This window comes from Pseudomonas sp. L-22-4S-12, assembly GCF_009799935.1.
In the GTDB taxonomy this organism is placed as follows: domain Bacteria; phylum Pseudomonadota; class Gammaproteobacteria; order Pseudomonadales; family Pseudomonadaceae; genus Aquipseudomonas.
Window position 1 is genome coordinate 215,180 of the sequence record NZ_WELL01000007.1, and the last position, 17,581, is coordinate 232,760.

Annotated in this window: 17 protein-coding genes and 2 tRNA genes (1 of these 19 only partly in view); 10 read left to right on the forward strand and 9 right to left on the reverse strand. The window is 64.6% G+C overall.

Annotated elements, in window-relative coordinates:
- From F3I16_RS21100 to F3I16_RS17330, 6 genes are all read left to right on the forward strand, one after another.
- Nucleotides 1–23, forward strand: a tRNA-Gln gene (locus F3I16_RS21100) (it extends 152 nt beyond the left edge of the window).
- 82 nt (nt 24–105) lie between these two features.
- Nucleotides 106–1,047, forward strand: a complete 942-nt coding sequence (locus F3I16_RS17310; protein ID WP_160489857.1) for a ribose-phosphate pyrophosphokinase — start codon at nt 106–108, stop codon at nt 1,045–1,047.
- 113 nt (nt 1,048–1,160) lie between these two features.
- Nucleotides 1,161–1,766 carry a 50S ribosomal protein L25/general stress protein Ctc gene (locus tag F3I16_RS17315; protein ID WP_160494798.1) on the forward strand — a complete coding sequence of 202 codons (606 nt, stop codon included), beginning with the start codon at nt 1,161–1,163 and terminating at the stop codon, nt 1,764–1,766.
- A 34-nt stretch (nt 1,767–1,800) separates the two neighbouring features.
- Nucleotides 1,801–2,388, forward strand: coding sequence for an aminoacyl-tRNA hydrolase (gene pth, locus F3I16_RS17320; protein ID WP_160494799.1), 588 nt, complete (start codon nt 1,801–1,803; stop codon nt 2,386–2,388).
- 35 nt (nt 2,389–2,423) lie between these two features.
- Nucleotides 2,424–3,524 (forward strand): redox-regulated ATPase YchF, encoded by a 1,101-nt coding sequence (ychF, locus tag F3I16_RS17325; RefSeq protein ID WP_160494800.1) that lies wholly within the window; start codon nt 2,424–2,426, stop codon nt 3,522–3,524.
- Nucleotides 3,525–3,603: 79 nt separating this feature from the next.
- A tRNA-Met gene (locus F3I16_RS17330) sits at nt 3,604–3,680 on the forward strand.
- Between the two features lie 183 nt (nt 3,681–3,863).
- On the opposite strand, the gene F3I16_RS17335 is transcribed toward F3I16_RS17330, so the two are convergent.
- A complete protein-coding gene (locus F3I16_RS17335) occupies nt 3,864–4,343 on the reverse strand; it encodes a hypothetical protein (RefSeq protein ID WP_160494801.1) in 480 nt (159 codons plus the stop codon).
- A 371-nt stretch (nt 4,344–4,714) separates the two neighbouring features.
- On the opposite strand from F3I16_RS17335, the gene F3I16_RS17340 reads away from it, so the two are divergent.
- On the forward strand, nt 4,715–4,918 hold the full coding sequence (locus tag F3I16_RS17340) for a hypothetical protein (RefSeq protein ID WP_178116687.1): 204 nt from the start codon (nt 4,715–4,717) through the stop codon (nt 4,916–4,918).
- A 124-nt stretch (nt 4,919–5,042) separates the two neighbouring features.
- Here F3I16_RS17340 and F3I16_RS17345 read toward each other — a convergent pair whose 3' ends face one another.
- From F3I16_RS17345 to F3I16_RS17370, 6 genes are all read right to left on the reverse strand, one after another.
- The gene (locus F3I16_RS17345) at nt 5,043–6,044 is read right to left on the reverse strand and encodes an isocitrate/isopropylmalate dehydrogenase family protein (RefSeq protein WP_160494802.1); all 1,002 of its coding nucleotides are present in this window, start codon (nt 6,042–6,044) and stop codon (nt 5,043–5,045) included.
- Complete coding sequence (locus tag F3I16_RS17350; RefSeq protein WP_372239644.1) at nt 6,041–6,946, reverse strand: DMT family transporter; 906 nt, start codon at nt 6,944–6,946, stop codon at nt 6,041–6,043. Before F3I16_RS17350 ends, F3I16_RS17345 begins: the two co-directional genes overlap by 4 nt.
- Nucleotide 6,947: 1 nt before the next feature.
- Nucleotides 6,948–7,592 carry a carbonate dehydratase gene (can, locus tag F3I16_RS17355; protein ID WP_160494804.1) on the reverse strand — a complete coding sequence of 215 codons (645 nt, stop codon included), beginning with the start codon at nt 7,590–7,592 and terminating at the stop codon, nt 6,948–6,950.
- A gap of 66 nt (nt 7,593–7,658) precedes the next feature.
- Nucleotides 7,659–8,153, reverse strand: a complete 495-nt coding sequence (locus tag F3I16_RS17360; RefSeq protein ID WP_160494805.1) for a hypothetical protein — start codon at nt 8,151–8,153, stop codon at nt 7,659–7,661.
- 98 nt (nt 8,154–8,251) lie between these two features.
- Nucleotides 8,252–8,704: a ribosomal protein S18-alanine N-acetyltransferase gene (rimI, locus tag F3I16_RS17365; protein ID WP_160494806.1), complete on the reverse strand. Its 453-nt coding sequence runs from the start codon at nt 8,702–8,704 to the stop codon at nt 8,252–8,254.
- Nucleotides 8,701–9,498, reverse strand: a complete 798-nt coding sequence (locus F3I16_RS17370; protein ID WP_160494807.1) for an energy transducer TonB — start codon at nt 9,496–9,498, stop codon at nt 8,701–8,703. Before F3I16_RS17370 ends, rimI begins: the two co-directional genes overlap by 4 nt.
- Before the next feature lie 302 nt (nt 9,499–9,800).
- Between F3I16_RS17370 and mksB the strand changes: the two genes are divergently transcribed.
- From mksB to mksF, 3 genes are read left to right on the forward strand one after another with little or no spacing between them, the layout of a single operon-like run.
- A complete protein-coding gene (gene mksB, locus F3I16_RS17375; protein WP_160494808.1) occupies nt 9,801–11,048 on the forward strand; it encodes an Mks condensin complex protein MksB in 1,248 nt (415 codons plus the stop codon).
- A complete protein-coding gene (gene mksE, locus F3I16_RS17380) occupies nt 11,045–11,752 on the forward strand; it encodes an Mks condensin complex protein MksE (protein WP_160494809.1) in 708 nt (235 codons plus the stop codon). The genes mksB and mksE overlap by 4 nt, the downstream gene beginning before the upstream one ends.
- The gene (gene mksF, locus F3I16_RS17385) at nt 11,749–14,568 is read left to right on the forward strand and encodes an Mks condensin complex protein MksF (protein ID WP_160494810.1); all 2,820 of its coding nucleotides are present in this window, start codon (nt 11,749–11,751) and stop codon (nt 14,566–14,568) included. The genes mksE and mksF overlap by 4 nt, the downstream gene beginning before the upstream one ends.
- Nucleotides 14,569–14,645: 77 nt before the next feature.
- Here the strand turns inward: mksF and F3I16_RS17390 are convergent, their stop codons facing one another.
- On the reverse strand, nt 14,646–14,954 hold the full coding sequence (locus tag F3I16_RS17390; RefSeq protein WP_160494811.1) for a PepSY domain-containing protein: 309 nt from the start codon (nt 14,952–14,954) through the stop codon (nt 14,646–14,648).
- Nucleotides 14,955–15,044: 90 nt separating this feature from the next.
- Nucleotides 15,045–17,345, reverse strand: a complete 2,301-nt coding sequence (locus F3I16_RS17395; protein ID WP_160494812.1) for a PqiB family protein — start codon at nt 17,343–17,345, stop codon at nt 15,045–15,047.
- Between the last annotated feature and the right edge of the window lie 236 nt (nt 17,346–17,581).

A 17,581-nucleotide genomic window follows, 5' to 3' on the forward strand; every position in this document is an offset into this window, starting at 1 on the left:
TTCGAATCCAGCCGCCCCTGCCATACACTCGAGAGCTGTTCAAAGAGCCCTGCTTTTTGAACAGCTTTTTAATTCATCGGACCCACCCTCAGGCAGGTACTGCGCGTGTCCAAGATGATGGTCTTCACGGGGAATGCTAACCCCGATCTGGCGCGTCGTATCGTGCGCCAACTGCACATTCCCCTCGGCGACGCCTCCGTAGGCAAATTCTCCGATGGCGAAATCAGCGCCGAAATCAATGAAAACGTTCGCGGTAAAGACGTCTTCATCATTCAGCCGACCTGTGCCCCGACTAACGACAACCTGATGGAACTGGTGGTGATGGCTGACGCCTTCCGCCGCTCCTCGGCTTCTCGTATCACCGCAGTCATCCCCTACTTCGGCTATGCCCGCCAGGATCGCCGCCCGCGCTCCGCTCGCGTGGCAATCAGCGCCAAGGTAGTGGCCGACATGCTGACCGTGGTCGGTATCGACCGCGTGCTCACCGTCGACCTGCACGCCGACCAGATCCAAGGCTTCTTCGATATCCCGGTAGATAACATCTACGGCTCCCCGGTTCTGGTGGATGACATCGAAGACCAGCGTTTCGACAACCTGATGATCGTCTCCCCGGACATCGGCGGCGTGGTACGTGCTCGCGCCGTGGCCAAGTCCCTGGGTGTGGACCTGGCGATCATCGACAAGCGTCGCGAAAAAGCCAACCACTCCGAAGTGATGCACATCATCGGTGACGTGGACGGCCGCACCTGCGTACTGGTCGACGACATGGTCGACACCGCCGGCACCCTCTGCCATGCCGCCAAGGCACTGAAGGAGCACGGCGCCGCCAAGGTATTCGCCTACGCCACCCACCCGGTTCTCTCCGGGCGCGCCATCGAAAACATTGAAAACTCCGTGCTGGACGCACTGGTGGTGACCAACACCATCCCGCTGTCCGCCGCGGCACAAGCCTGCCCGCGCATCCGTCAGCTGGACATGGCCGCCGTCGTAGCTGAAGCGATGCGTCGCATCAGCAATGAAGAATCGATCAGCGCGATGTTCCGCTAACCGGCGAACGTCCCTGACGACCTGTGCCCCGCCGCCGTGCGGGGCTTTTTGCCCAACCGCCCACACGCTGGTCGCAAGCGCTGTTGGCGGTTTGGTTATTCTGGAGATGTGAAATGACTGTTGAATTTGCCCTGAATGCCGAAGCGCGTTCCGACCTGGGGAAAGGTGCGAGCCGCCGCCTGCGTCGTATCGCCAGCCTGGTTCCGGCTGTTATCTACGGTGGCGAGAAAGCCCCGCAATCGATCAGCCTGCTGGCCAAAGACCTGGCCAAGCTGCTGGAAAACGAAGCTGCCTTCAGCCACGTGCTGACCCTGAACGTTGCCGGCACCGCCGAAACCGTTCTGATCAAGGCCCTGCAGCGTCACCCGGCCAAAGGCTTCGTGCTGCACGCCGACTTCGTTCGCGTCGTCGCCGGCCAGAAGCTGAGCGCCCACGTTCCGCTGCACTTCATCAACCAGGAATCCTCGGTTGGCGTGAAGCAGCAGGGCGGCGAAGTGTCCCACACCATCGTTGAAGTCGAAGTTTCCTGCCAGCCGCAAGACCTGCCGGAATTCATCGAAGTCGACCTGGCCCAGGTCGAAGTCGGTCAGATCGTTCACCTGTCCGACCTGGTACTGCCGAAAGGCGTCGAGCTGGTGGCCCTGGCCCACGGCAACGACCTGGCTGTTGCCAACATCCATGCCTCCCGCGTTGCCAAAGAAGAAGGCGCAGCCGAGTAATCCACTCAGCTCGTCTTAAGGAAGGGCCCCCGTCGTGACTGCCGTGCAACTGATCGTCGGCCTGGGTAATCCAGGCCCCGAATACGACCAGACCCGGCATAACGCAGGGGCCCTTTTCGTTGAGCGCCTGGCCGACCGCGAACGCGTCAGCCTGAACCCCGACAAAAAGTATTTTGGCCTGGTGGGCAAGTTCAGCCATCAGGGTCGCGACGTTCGTCTGCTCATCCCCACCACCTTCATGAACCGCAGCGGCCAGTCCGTGGCGGCCCTGGCGAATTTCTTCCGCATTCCGCCAGAAGCCATCCTGGTGGCCCACGACGAACTCGACATGCCTCCCGGCGTCGCCAAACTCAAACAGGGTGGCGGGCACGGCGGGCACAACGGGCTGCGCGACATCATTGCCCAGCTCGGCAATCAGAACAGCTTCCACCGCCTGCGGCTCGGCATCGGCCACCCCGGGCACAGCAGCCTGGTCTCCAACTTCGTGCTCGGCCGCGCCCCGCGTAGCGAGCAGGAACTGCTGGACGCCAGCATCGACTTCGCTCTCGGCGTCCTCCCGGAAATGCTCGCCGGCGAATGGACCAAGGCGATGCACAAGCTGCACAGCCAGAAAGCCACCTAATCACCTTTCACCGCCTTACGCGCGAGGGACACACCATGGGATTCAACTGCGGCATCGTCGGCCTGCCCAACGTCGGCAAGTCCACCCTGTTCAACGCCCTCACCAAATCCGGTATCGCGGCAGAGAACTTCCCCTTCTGCACCATCGAGCCGAACAGCGGCATCGTGCCGATGCCCGACCCGCGCCTGGCCGCACTGGCTGAGATCGTCAAGCCCGAACGCGTCCTACCGACCACCATGGAGTTCGTCGACATCGCCGGCCTGGTCGAAGGCGCCTCCAAGGGTGAAGGCCTGGGCAACAAGTTCCTCGCCAATATCCGCGAGACCGACGCCATCGCCCACGTCGTGCGCTGCTTCGAAGACGACAACGTGATCCACGTGTCCAACAGCGTCGACCCCAAGCGCGACATCGAGATCATCGAGCTGGAACTGATCTTCGCCGACCTCGACAGCTGCGAGAAGCAGCTGCAGAAGGTCAGCCGCAACGCCAAGGGCGGCGACAAGGACGCCGTGGCGCAGAAAGGCCTGCTGGAGAAGCTGATCCCCCACTTCACCGAAGGCAAGCCGGCACGCACCCTGCTGAAGACCCTGGGCGACGACGAGAAGCAGCTGGTACGTGGCTTCCACCTGCTGACCAGCAAGCCGGTGATGTACATCGCCAACGTCGCCGAAGACGGCTTCGACAACAACCCGCTGCTCGACGTGGTCAAGGCCATCGCCGCCGAAGAGGGCGCCATCGTCGTCCCGGTGTGCAACAAGATCGAGGCGGAAATCGCCGAGCTCGACGACGGCGAAGAGAAGGACATGTTCCTCGAAGCCCTCGGCCTCGAAGAGCCGGGCCTCAACCGCGTGATCCGCGCCGGCTACGAGCTGCTCAACCTGCAGACCTACTTCACCGCCGGGGTCAAGGAAGTGCGCGCCTGGACCGTACGCGTCGGCGCCACCGCCCCGCAAGCAGCTGCCGTGATCCACACCGACTTCGAGAAAGGCTTCATCCGCGCCGAAGTGGTCGCCTACAACGACTTCATCCAGTACAAGGGCGAAGCCGGCGCCAAGGAAGCCGGTAAATGGCGCCTGGAAGGCAAGGACTACATCGTCAAGGACGGCGATGTCATGCACTTCCGCTTCAACGTGTAAGCATTTGATCGCGCGCGGAAATTTTCTCAAAACAGGCTTGACAGCCTGACGCCCGACGAGAATAATGCGCGCCTCAAGCGGCTACGTAGCTCAGTTGGTTAGAGCACGGCATTCATAATGCTGGGGTCCGGGGTTCAAGTCCCTGCGTAGCCACCATACAAAACAAAGGCTTACCTTCGGGTAGGCCTTTGTTGTTTCTGGGCCTGCCCCAGAAGTGTCTCAATGTTGGCTCAGCCTACGGAGACGGCCTCACTCCAACATTGCTTCGACTCCTGATTGCTACTCACAGCCAGAAGCCGACACTGCAAATTTGGCCCGCTACCGAAGCCTAGGTAGCTATCATTCAGGCTTCGAAAGAAAAAGCCTCCCACCACCCTCTCGCGCAATTTTAATAAGCTCTGCGGGATCGCGTGCTCTAGCGGCCTCGCTGTTGGCCTGAAGAAAGGCCGCCGCTTGGTTAAGCATGAATGGGCCCACTTCACTGTCAGACAGCTCTCTCGCCTCTATGCGGGCCAGAGCATCATTGCCTATGACCTTTAGCTGGTCGTCCGAGCATTTTTTTACTGTGGCCAGATCTTCGGGACGCTCGACGGTCGGGATGCTTAGCTTTTCTGAGCACGCCACCACAATCAGTACTTTGACGCCCGCAATATCCTCTTGGACTCGCTGGTTGGCGATACGCTGCGCTTCCGATTCAACAGGCAGAGATGCCATTTGTGACGAGGCGGAATCGTTCGGCTCTTTCTGGACAGCTGCGCAGCCTCCAAGAGATCCAACTACAACCGCGAGTGCAGGCCCTATCGATAAAATCCGTTTCACCTAATGCTCCATCTGAGTTTTTTTCCCAGCTTATCTAATCTCCTTCATACGCCGCCACCTTATAGGCTTTAGGGTGGCCGAGAAGCACGATCTTACAGGCTTTCGCCCTTTACGAAGGTAAATGCCGTTTTTTCATAATGCTGGGGTCCGGGGTTCAAGTCCCTGCGTAGCCACCATACAAAACAAAGGCTTACCTTCGGGTAGGCCTTTGTGCTTTCTGGCCTTCAGAAAAATCGTCTGCCCCGCAGCCAGACCGCCCCTATAATCCGGCCAATCAACACACCAGCCGGACCCAATGCGGGAAAAGACCGAGATACCGTTGCGCAGGGCGTGGCGAGACACCGGCACGCTCGGACAAACGGAAGATAAAAGTGAAAGACGACTTCGAGAATATCCGGGCGGAACGTGACACCCCGCCCTACCGGCAAACGCCGACCAGCAATCACTCGGGGCTCTGGAAGCAGATCGCCCTGGGCATCATCGTCGGCTATTCGGTGCTCGGCATACTGAGCGCGGTTGGCTGGCTGATCTTCCTGAAGCTCGCGATGGGCACCCTGCAGATCAACATCCCCTGAAGCCGAAATAGGCCAACAGGACAGTTGAAGCCCCGCTCCTCCGAGAAGAACCGGGGGCATATCCCCGGCCAAGGCGCCTGCTGAAAAAGGTTTCAGCGCCAGCCGAACCCAGCCAGCCGGACACTCAGGCCAGACGCGCCAACACCCCGTGTGCCACCACCCTGGTGGTCTCTCCCGCCAGGTCAGCGCGCCACTCCTCGCGCAGGAAGTCCTCCACCGCCTGCTCCACGCGCCGGGCCAGATCGTCGCGCTGCCAGTGGTGGCGCAGCAGCAGGGCCGCACTGAGGATGGCCGCCAGCGGGTTGGCCCGGCCGCTGCCGACAATGTCGGGGGCGCTGCCGTGCACCGGCTCGGCCAGGGCCAGGCCATTGCCCCAGTTCAGCGAGGGAGCGAGACCCAGGCCACCGCTCCAGTGGCAGGCCAGATCGGAGAGAATGTCGCCGAACAGGTTGCTGGTGACGATCAGGTCAAACGCCTCGGGTTGCGCCACCAGCTGCAAGGCCGCGACATCCACCAGGCGCTCGTCCAGCTGGGCGCCCCAGCCGGCCGCCTCGAGCCCTGCGCGGCAGGTGTCGCGGAACAGGCCGCAGGTCAGCGGCAACACGTTGGCCTTGTGCACCAGGGTGATGCGCCGCGCCTGGCGCTGCGCCGCGACCTCGGCCGCCATGCTCGCCAGCCGGGCGCAGGCGGCACGACTGATGACCCGCTCGGCAATTGCCACGCCCCCCTCCTGCCAGTGCTCGCGGCCGCTGTAGAGCCCCTCGCTGTTCTCGCGCAGGATCAGCAGATCCACCCCGGCCTTGGGCGAAACCCGCGGCCAGCTGCGCACCGGGCGCAGGTTGACGTTGAGGCCGAGCCGCTGGCGCAGGGTGAGAATGGCGCTGCGATAACCGGGCACCACACCACTGGGCGAGGATACCGCGCCGAACAGGCCGGCCCCGCAGCGCTGCAGGGCCTGCAGCGTGGCCTCGGGCACCGCGACGCCGTGGCGCTGGAAGCAGTCCCAGCCCGCCTCGGCCTCGACCAGGCGCAAGCCCGGCAGCAGGCGCTGCAATACCGCGACGGCCACCGGCACCACTTCGCGACCGATGCCGTCGCCGGCAATCACGCAGAGTGAATGGTTCATGCCCGGCTCTCCTGTAGACGACCAGCCAGCAACAGCCCCAGCAGGATCAGGCCACCGCCGACCCAGTGGTAGGCCTGCAACCCCTCGTCGAGCAGCAGCCAGGCCAGCAGGGCAGTGAACACCGGCATCAGGTAATTGCTCATGGCCGTGCGCGCCGCCCCCAGCTCGCGCAGGCCGATATTCCACAGATGGTAGGCGATCACCGAGGCAAACAGCGCGGTGTAGGCGATGGCGCCGAGATTCGCCGGGCTGGGCTCGAAACGCACGCCCCGCCACAGATCCCAGGCATACAGCGGCGTGAGCATGAGCAGGCCAAGCAACACCAAGGCGCCCAGCAGGGTGAACGGCGGCAGCTGGAAGTAACGACTCCAGCGCCGCAGCAGCAAGGAGTACAGCGCCCAGTCCAGGGTCGCCAGCAGCATCAGCAGATCCCCCTGGGCGAACGACAGGCTGCTCAGCACGCCCCAGTCGCCCTGGCCGATCAGCCAGAACAGCCCCAGCAGCGCCAGGCCCAGACCGAACCAGGCACGCCGTGCCGGCCACTCGCCCAGCAGCAGGCCGGCGCCGACGAAAGTCGCCAGCGGCAGGCAGGTGCTGACCAGGCTGAGATTGATCGCCGCGGTACTCAGCGCCGCGGTATACAGCAGGCAGTTGTACAGGCTGATGGCCAGCAACGCCGCCACCCAGAGGCGCCAGCCCGCGGCGCGCAGGACCTGGCGATGGCGCCAGAGCGAGGGGCCGACCAGCGGCAGGAGGATCAGCAGAGCCACCGCCCAGCGCCAGAAGGCCAGCGACAGCGGCGGGATCGGCCCGCTGAAGGCCCGCGCGACCAGCGAGTTGCCGGCCCAGAACAGGCTCGCCAGGGCCAGACCGAGCCAGGCGAGGAGTTGCGGGTGCCCCACCTCAGGATTGCCCGAGCGGGCGCATGCGGTACTGGGGCGGCAGTTGTTCGAGGCCGCTGACGGTGACGTTGAGGTTCTTCCAGCGACCGTCCTTGATGCCATAGATGCAGCCGTGCACGGCGATCTCCTGGCCGCGGTGCCAGGCGTTCTGCACGATGCTGGTGTGGCTGACGTTGGCCACCTGATGGATCACGTTGAGCTCGCAGAGGCGGTCGACCTTTTCCTCTTTGCTATCGAACTGGGCGAAATGGTCGCGGTGCTCGTAGTAGAGGTCGCGGATCGAGCGCAGCCAGCCGTCGATCAGGCCGAACTGGCGATCCTGCATGGCCGCCCGCACCCCGCCGCAACCATAGTGGCCGGTGACCAGGATGTGCTTGACCTTGAGCACGTCGACCGCGTACTGGATCACCGACAGGCAGTTGAGGTCGGTATGCAGCACCACGTTGGCCACGTTGCGGTGGACGAACAGGTCGCCGGGCAACAGGCCGACGATCTCGTTGGCCGGCACGCGCGCGTCCGAACAGCCGATCCACAGGTATTCCGGGGCCTGTTGCTTGGCCAGCGTGGCGAAGAACTCCGGGTCTTCCTGATTGATCGTCTCGGCCCAGCGCGCGTTGTTGTCGAACAGGTGCTGCAGATCGTTCATGGCTAATCCTCCAGGCTCGCGCCGCACCATACGGAGCGGCCCAGGCTTTGACAAGCGAGGAACGGCCTAGGCGCCTGCCGGGCTCTCGCCGGCAGCCTCGTCGGCAACCACGCCGCTAAGCAGGAAGCGGCTGTCGCCCAAATACCCGACCTGCAGGCGCTGCCCCTCCGCCAACTCGCCCAGCGGCTCGAGCGGATAGTGATTGAGCAGATAGGCCTCGGGAGTCAGCAGCTGCTTCTGCCCGTTCAGCAGGGTGGCAGCGGAAACGATCAGGAAGCCCAGCGAGGCGATGGGGCCCGGGTAGAGCTGGATCATCTGGAAGAAATCCGGCCCGCTGAACGTATTGACCATGACGCTTTCGGGACCAAAGATCAGGGTCAGCACGCCAACGATCAGCACGCCGTAACCGATGAAGGTGAGGATAGTCGCCAGCGGCGAGCCTTCGTTGGCCTGACGGTGCTCCTCGTAGAAGGTGGCGAAGCCCGGCACCTCCAGCTGCTGCGGCAGGGCGCCGAGATCAATAGCGATAGCGGCCTGGGGGTTCTGGTTTGCCTGTTCCATGGCAATCACTCCTGTATAGATGGAGCGCCATTCTACCCGCTAGCGGCAGCCCGCCTGCGCGAACCCGGGCCCGGCATGCTGGTTTTGCCGAGCAGCGCTCAATCGAGCAGGGTGCAGGCCATCACCAGGGCATCCTCACGCCCACCCGGCGCCGGGTAGTAGTCGCGGCGCCGGCCGATCTCGTTGAAGCCGTAGCGCTCGTACAGGCGGTAGGCCGACTGGTTGCTGGCGCGCACTTCGAGGAAGCACTCGCCGGCGTTCAGCTGCATGGCCCGGCGCATCAGGTGCTCCAGCAACTGCAGGCCGTAGCCCTGGCCCTGGCTCTGCGGGCGCACGGTGATATTGAGCAGGTGCGCCTCGTCGATGATCACCTGGATCACCCCGTGGCCGACCTGCTCCTCGCCCTCGAACATCACCCAGCAGTCGTAGGACTTCAGGCCGTCCTCGAAGATGCCGCGGGTCCAGGGATGACTGAAGGCGGCCGCTTCGATCTGCAGCACGCGGTCGAGATCCGCCGCAGTCATCGGGCGGAAGGTAATGGCGTTGCTCATACGACAGGTTTCCAGCGCTGCATGACCCGGCGCATGGCCTGCCACAGCTCGCGCTTGCGCTCAGGTTCGTCCATCAGCAGCTCCAGGCCCGGCAAGGCCCAGGCCGCGCCCAGGCCATCGATGGTCAGTTCACGGTTGAAGGCCTCGGCATCCGCCTCACCGGCGAAGCGCACGGCCGGCAGGCCGATCAGCCACAGGCAGGCACAGGGTTGGCTCTCCAACTGGCCGGCGAGCACACCCTGCACATAGTCGCGGGCCGCATCCGGGCCCTGGTCGAGGTTGCCGCGGGTCAGCAGCGGCCAGCGGATCGGCGAGCCGTCGCCAACCTGCTGCGGGCTGTCCGGCAGGCCGGCGGCGCGCAGCAGGTCCTTCAATAAGAGATAGGCCGGGTCGCGGCTCTGGAACGACTCGCCGGTGGGCAGCTCGACCAACAGGGCGCAATCGCCGGCGCGCAGCAGTTGCAGGGCGAAGCGCGGCGGTGCCACGGGCGCTGCTCGGGGCGGCGCCGGGGTTTCTTCTGCTTCGGTCGCGGCCGGCTCGGCCTTGATCATCGGCTTGGGCATCGGCACAGCCGGGCGCGGTACTTCGATGCCCGGACGTGGCGCCGGAGCCTCTTCGCGCACAACGGCAGGCGCCGCAACCGCTACCGGCACGACGACCTGCGGCTCCGGCTCGGGCAATGGCTGCAGCAGCTCGGCCCGCGACGGCGCGGCAAAGGGCAACACACTGCGCGGCAGCCAGCTGACCACCTGCATGGCGGTCAGATAGGCACGGCGACGGGCTTCTTCGATCAAGACTGAGAGTTCCTGTGGCGGGCAGCGGGCCCGCACTGATGGGCGGGAATTGTGGCCTGAATCGCCGCTGCGGGGAAGGCCGCCGGGCGTTTCGACACCCGGTCGGCCAGTCCTGCACCTTTGCAGTACAATTCCGCCGCCTTTGAACTATTGATGATCTCGCGAGCTAGAGCCAGACAAGGCAAAAATGGCTGAGGAAGCGGAGTTTACGAGCTGTAAATGAGCATTCCGAAGCCATTTTTAACGCCGGCTGGCCGACGCGCAGCAGATCATGGAAAGCAGCCTGCCGAACGGATGCCCCGATGATTGATCCCAAGCGCGTATTGCGCGCCCTCGCCGAGCACTGGACGCTGCTCGAACCGCTGTGCGAGCGCTTCGACGCCGGCACCCTGAGCCTGGTGGAGCTGCGCAACCAGCTCGGCACGCAGCTGCCCGAGGGCAGCCCCGCCGATATCACCGCCCTGCTCGACCAGTGGATCCGCCTGGACATCCTGGTGCCGGTGGCCAAGAGCCCCAACCGCTTCGAGCTGAACGCGCAGATCCACGACTTCCTCGCCTACCTGCGCCGTGAGCACCGCCTCGGCCTGTGCCTGGAGATCGAGGCCTACCTGCGCCACCTGGAGCGCCTGGCCGGCTATATCCAGGATGCCTTCGAGGTGCGCGATGGCAACGACCTGGCGCGCCAGCTGCGCCTGCTCGACATGCGCGTGCGCGACGTACTGAAGAAACTGGCCAACGACGAACAGGCCCTGGTCGGCGTGGCCGAACGGGCCAAGACCTCGGACCGGCAGATTCCGCTGCGCCAGCGCTACGCCGAGGTGCTGGCAACCTGGGACGAATACGTCGAGCCGATGATCCAGCTGGTCGCCGCCGATGGCGCCTTCGAGCAGGGCGTGCGCCGCGTCGAGCAGGTGCTGCTGCGCCTGCTCGGCGAGCAGCAGCGCCTCGGCCAGTTGGTCGACGACGACCTGCTGCTGCGTACCCACGCGCGCATCCTGGAAATGCAGACCACCGCCCAGCTGACCCTGCGCAAGGCCCGCGAGCTGCTGCTGCCGCTGCGCGAGGAGGCCCGCCGGCACAACGCCGTGACCCGCGGCGCCGCCCTGGCCCTGTCGGTGATCCGCAAGAAGGGCCTGGATGCCCTGCCCCAGGCCTCGCTGCCGCTGTTCAGCCGCCCGCAGAGCACCTTCCTCGGCACCGCCAGCCAGGTGGAAAGCTACGTCTACGCCCTGGCGCGCTTCCAGCCCAAGCCCAACCAGTTCCCCAAGGCCAGCGCCCCCCGCAAGGGCAGCGCGCCGCAGGCACCACGCACCGCCCGCGAGATGATCGAGCGCTGTGAGCAGGCCCTGCCGCTGCCGGACCTGATGACCTGGCTGCTGCAGCAGGAGCCGGAAGGCGCCACCGACGAGCTGCTCTACTGGTTCTCGCGCCTGTCGCGCGACGGCCGCTTCCAGCGCGAGCGCCTCGAACGCCGCGACTACCTCACCCGCGAGCATCAGGTCAGCCTGAGCTCCTACGCCCTGATCAAGCCGGCCGGGACCACTGCATGAATATCGATCTGAAAGAACTCACCCAGCTGGCGCCGATCTTCCGCGAGCTGTTCAAGGGCTACCACATCAGCCGCAACAGCCCGGAGCTGTACACCCAGCTGTCCAACCAGCAGGACCAGTACCGCGCGCTGTTCAAGTCGCTCGGCTACGAGCTGGTCTGCGACAGCCGCGGTTTCTACTACTTCGTGCCGGAGCAGATGGGCGCCCAGGTCAACAAGACCGCCCAGCGCCTGGCGCTGTTCACCTTCATCCTCGTTGAACATTTAGCCGACCAGGGCCGCGACCCGCTGGCCGTGCTCGACGGCGGCAGCCTGGGCCGCGACGAGCTGCCGGCGCTGCTGGAGAAGTACAAGGACCTGTTCCTGCAGGCCGAAGTCACCACCCAGGAAGAACTGGAAGAGAAGGTCATGCGCCGCCTGGCCCAGCTCGGTTTCGCCGGTGAGGACAACGGCGTGTACCGCTTTCTCGCGCCGATGCACCGTTTCCTCGACGTGTGCCTGTCGGTGCAGCAGGACCGCGACCTGGCCGCCACCCTGCACAGCAACCTGCCGCTACCGACCCCGGAGCTGGCGGTGGACGACGCAGAAGACGAAATCGTGATCATCGAGCCGGAGGAGGCGGAAGCCGCGCCGACCGAGTCCGAGGAAGACGCCCTGGCCCGCGCCATGGCCGAAGAACGTGAAGCCCAGGAGATCGACGCATGAGCCAGGAACGCTACGGCATCCGCCGCTTCGCCCTGCTGAACACCGCCGGCTACAGCCTCGGCATCTTCCCGCTGGAAAACCCGCTGTCGGTGTACGGCGCCAACAACCTGGGCAAGTCCGCCTCGATCAACGCCCTGCAGTTCCCCATCCTCGCGCGCATGTCGGACATGAGCTTCGGCAAGTACAGCCTGGAACAGTCGCGCAAGTTCTACTTCGCCTCGGACACCAGCTACATCCTGGTGGAAGTCGCCCTGCCCCACGGCCCGCACGTGATCGGCGTGGCCGGCCGTGGCCCGGGCGGCGGCTTCGGCCACCAGTTCTTCGCCTACCGGGGTGAGCTGGACCTGGCCCACTACCAGCAGGACGGCACCTGCCTGCGCCAGCGCGAGCTGTTCAAGAACCTCGGCCAGGCCGGCATCGTCGCCTACGAGCTAAAGCCCGAGGAGCTGCGCCGCCTGCTGGTCGGCGGCCACACCTCGATCCCGCTGGACCTGACCCTGATCCCGCTGCGCTCCACCAGCGAGCAGAGCCTGAAGACCTTCCGCGCTCTGTTCATCAACCTGCTGCATATGCGCGAGATCACCGCTGCGAAGTTGAAGCAGCTGTTCCTCGATGCCTTCGAGCACAGCCTGCGCTCCGGCAGCGTCGACTATATCGCCGCCACCGAAGAGGCCTTCCGCGACGTGCGCCGCATGGAGCAGGACTACCAGGCCCTGGTCGCCGCCGGCCCGCTGGTCGAGGCGCTGTCCGGCGGCGTGGCCCAGCGCGAACTGCTGCGCGGCAAGCTGCACCGCCTCTCGCCGCTGCTGGATAACCTGCTGGGCGCCTGGCAGGACTACTCCGGCGCGCGCAAGGAAGAGCTGGTGATCCAGGCCGAGCACTACAAGCGCGAGCAGGACGGCCTGCAGAACGAACAGCGCGGCGGTACTGCCGAGCTGATGCGCCTGGAGCGCGAGATCAGCGAGATCCAGCGCTGGCTCGGTGAGCTGGCGGTGCTGAAGAACCGCTTTGCCCTGGTCGACAGCGCCAAGGTGCTGGAAGAGCAGCTGCTCGCCGCCAAGGACGCCCACGACGAACTGGCCGGCGCCCTGGCCCAATCCCGCCAGTTCTCTGCCGAGGACCTGGACGAGCGCCTGCGCGACCTGGAGAAACGCCTGAAGTCGGTCAGGCAGCAGCTCGACCACGCCGACAACAACAGCTACTCGCGCCTGCGCGAGGAGTTCAGCCAGGCCGACGTCGACCGCCTGATGCGCCTGTTCAACGGCCAGCTGTTCAGCCTGCCGCTGGGTGAAAAAGGCATCCAGGCCGAGGGCGACGACTGGGTCAAGGCGGTGGAAGCCGTGCTGGACCGCTTCAAGGGCGACACCTTTGCGGTGCCAGGCCTGTCCATCGACCTCTCACACATCGAGCCGCCGGCTCTGCAGGCCCTGGCCGACCGCGCCGCCCTGCGCGACCAGCGCGACCGCCTGGAGCGCGAGCTCAAGCAACTGAAGACCCAGCAGGCCGTGGCCAACGACCGCGCGGCGAGCAAGGCCCAGGCCGAGCAGCTGTACCAGGCCGTACTGGATGCACAGAAGGCCCTGGAGGACTTCCGCCGCAGCCAGACCCTGGCCGCCGAGGAGCCGACCAAGCTGGATCAGCTGGCCGAGGCCGAGGCCGCCCAGGACGAACTCAAGCGCGCCGCCGACGCCTTCACCGAGCGGGTGCAGCAGCTCTCCGCCAAGCTGCAGCTGGTCGGCCGCCAGCTCGCCGACCTGGAAGCCAAGGAGCGCACCCTGGAAGATGCCCTGCGCCGCCGCCAGCTGCTGCCGGCCGACCTGCCGTTCGGCACACCCTTCCTGGAGCCGGTGGACGACTCGCTGGACAACCTGCTGCCACTGCTCAACGACTACCAGGACAGCTGGCAGGCGCTGCAGCGCATCGACGGCCAGATCGACGCGCTGTACGCCCAGGTGCGCCTCAAGGGCGTGGCCAAGTTCGACAGCGAAGACGATCCGGAGCGCCGCCTGCAGCTGCTGGTCAACGCCTACGCGCATCGCCAGGACGAGGCCCTCACGCTGGCCAAGGCGCGTCGCGCCGCCGTCACCGATATCGCCCGCACCCTGCGCAACATCCGCAGCGACTACGACAACCTGGAACACCAGCTGGCGCTGTTCAACCGCGAGATCAACAAGCGCCAGGTATCCAACCTGGAGAGCTTCCGCATCGTCCTGGCGCCCAACCGCGATGCACTCAAGCATATCGACCAGATCATCCACAGCGCCGGCCAGTACGAGGAAGGCGAGACCCTGTCGGTGTTCGACCTGAGCCAGAGCGCCGAGCAGGATGCGAAGAACGAGGAAGCCAAGGACTACCTGTCGCGCCTGGTGGCCGCCAACGGCAACCAGCTGGGCCTCAAGGACCTGTTCGAGCTGGCCTTCGAGATCACCAAGGTCGGCGGCGCGCCGGTGATGCACACCGACATCGATGGTGCCGCCTCCAACGGCACCACCATGACCATCAAGGCGCTGACCAACATGTACCTGCTGCTGCACCTGATGGACCGCGAGCAGGCCGGCAAGGTACGCCTGCCCTACTACCTCGACGAGGCGGCGGATATCGACGAGCGCAACCAGCAGGCGCTGATCGAGACCAGCCTGCAGCTGGGTTTCGTGCCGATCCTGGCCTCGGTGAAACCGCAGGTCTCGGCCCACGTGGCCATCGACCTGGAAGGTGGCAGCGGGCCGAATGGCATCTACATCGACGAGGCCGACTGGAAGTTCATCAAACGCCGCGAAGTGGTCAAAGCCGCCGAGCCGGAAGGCCAGCCGGCCTGATCCTTAGCCAGGGTTCCACCCCGCTAGCACAAACGACAAGGGCCGCATCAGCGGCCCTTTCGTTATATGGCGATCAATCAATCGTCGCGGTGGTCTTTGAGGATCTGGCCAGTGGTAGCATCCAGTTCCAGGTCCCACTGCACGTTCTGCGCGTCGCGCAGCTCGACCTGGTAGATGTAGCGGCCGTACTCCTCTTCCAGCTCGGTCTCTTCGATCTTGCTACCAGGGTGCTTGGCGATAGCTGCCTCGTTGAGCTTGTCGAAGTGCTGGATGGTGCCGGCATCGCGCAGCTTCAGCGCTTCGTCCGGGCCCAGGTCGCGGGCCTGGGCGATACCGGCAGTGGCGGCAAGGACGGTGATGGTAAACAGGGTAGTCAGCTTGTTCATGTTCAGTCTCCATTTGGGCTGTTGGTTTCGACAGGAACCAAGATAGCCAAGCCGACTTAACTCAAGCTGAATCCGCCCGCCTTTCTCACCTCACTTGTCCAGCACGATCTTCGGCGCCCACTTCAGCCACTCTTCGCTGACTTCATCGTTCAGCGCGTAGGTCTGCCCAGGCCTGGCGGGGCCACCCATTTGTGGGTTGTCCGGGGTGGCGAAGGCAATCCCACCCTCGAGCAAGGCCTCCAGCGACTCGGTACGCACCTTCACCCCCTTGAACAGCCCGGCTTCCACGCCGATGCCGCTGGCGTTCCAGAAGCGGCTACCGCTGCGCACCAGAGGCGCATAGCGCGGCTCGATGAGGATATGGACCAGCACGCGGTCGGAAGTCGGCCCCAGTTCGAAATGGGTCACCTTGCCCACCGGCACCTCGCGGTAACTGACCAGCACGCCGGGCTTGATCGACCCACGCCGCGCGGTGCTCAGCACCACCCGCAAGCCGGTCTCGCTCGCTCCACGTGTGGGCGCCTCGGTGCGGGCCTCGAAATAGGTCTGGCCCTTGCCCGGCTTGTCCGCCGGCTGAACCTCCAGGTACTGGCCGCTGACCAGGGTTTCCAGGTTGGCGGTACGCGCCAGGCCCAGCTCCGGCTTGACCACCCAGAAAGAACTGCCGACGCTGGCGATCCGTGCGGTCGCCTTGGTGATTCGCGCGTTGAGTAATACGGCCTGCAGATCCTCGGTCAGCTCCACCGTTTCGATCTTGCCGACCTCCAGGCCCTTGTAGCGAATCGGCGTGCCCGGATTGAGACCGTCGCCGCTGCCCACCTTGACCTGGATCGCCACGCCTTCCTGCAGCGCGCTCTCGCGGTCGTCGTGCAGGGTGAAGCGCTGGATCTTGCGACTGACCGGCGCCTTCAGGTCCGGGGTATCGAAGGACACGCCACCGGCCAACAAGCTCTGCAGCGACTCGCTCTTCACCTCGATCCCCGACAACCCGCCGGTGAGGCGAATGCCGCTGGCATTCCAGAAGCGCGTCGAGCTGTTCACCAGCTTGGCGTACTCGGGCTCGATATGCGCGCCCAGCACGACCCGTTTCTGGTCGCGGGCGAACTGGTAGCTCTGGATGCTGCCGACCTTGACCTGGCGATAGAGGATCGGACTGCCCACCTCCAGCGAGCCCAGGTTGTCGCTGAACAACACCAGGTGCAGCCCAGGCGCGCCCAGGTCCAGAGGCGGAGCCTTGTCCCGGGCGACGAACTCGCGCAGCTGCGCAGCACCCTTCTCCCCCGGGCGAATGGCGATGTAGTTACCTTTGACCAGGGCTTCCAGGCCCGTGATACCGGCCAGCGAAATCGAGGGTTTGACCATCCAGAAGTCGGTGCCTTCGACCAGATAGTCTTCGGTGCGCGGATCCAGCATCAGCTCCACGCTGGCGCCGTTCAGATCCTCATTGACCTTGAAGGTCTTCATGTAGCCAACCTGGATGCCCTTGTACATCACTGGCGTACGACCCGGCTCCAGGCCTTCGAAATCGGGCAGCTTGAGGGCGACCTTGATGCCCGCCTGGGCATCATCGAAATTCTCGTACAGCCGGAATGACAGGCTCGGATCCGTGGGCGGACTGTCCTTGCGATGCTCCGGGGTGGCAAAAGCGATCCCGCCGGCGACGATGCTCGCCAGCGACTCGGTACGCACCTTGACGCCGGACAGCCCGGCATCGATGGTCATGCCGCTGGCGTTCCAGAACCGCGTGTGCTTGCGCACCAGGGAGGCATATTCCGGCTGGATGAACACCTTGACCTCGACAGTGCTCTGATCTTCGCCCAGCGTATAGCTCTTCACCCGGCCGACCTGGATCTGCTTGTAGAACACCGGACTGTCGCGGTTCAGCGAGCCCAGACGATCCGCCTTGAGCGTGAGGTGCAAGCCGGCAACAGTATCCGCCAGAGGTGGCGGCTCCGTCAGCGCGGTGAACTCGCGTGCCGGCTCGCCGTCTCCGGGGCTAGCGGTAATGTAGTTACCGGACACCAGGGTTTCCAGACCAGTAATGCCAGCCAGCGAGACGCTCGGCTTGACCAGCCAGAAGCGGGTATTGCTGCGCAGATGCGGCCCAACGCGCTTATCCATCTCGATGGTCGCGCGCACGCCACGCTTCTTGCCGCTGTCATCAAGCTCCAGACCGACCACCTTGCCGATCGGCATGCCCTTGAAGATCACCTCGGTCTTGCCGGCCTGGATCCCGTCGCCGCTGGGGAAATACACCTGAATCTCGATACCGGCCTGGTTGTAGGCGCGCCAACCGAGCCAGCCGCCAATCAACAAGGCAATCAGCGGTAAGACCCATATGGCCGACCAGTTGGTGGTACGGCGGGTTTTGGCTGTATTCAGCTCGGTCATGATCGAGATCAGACTCCATTCCAGAACAAACTAGGGCTGGGGAAAATGTCCCCGCAGAAGCAACAGTCGACAGACCAAAAGGCCTACCTGCATGAGCTTGAGTAGAGCAATGAAGCATAAGGTATGGCAAGGCCGGAAACAGCACTGCCATTCAGGTTCAGCAGTAGCGGTCAGTTTCTGTGGCGCAAAGACAAACCCCCGACCATCTTACGATGATCGGGGGTTTGGGATAGGAG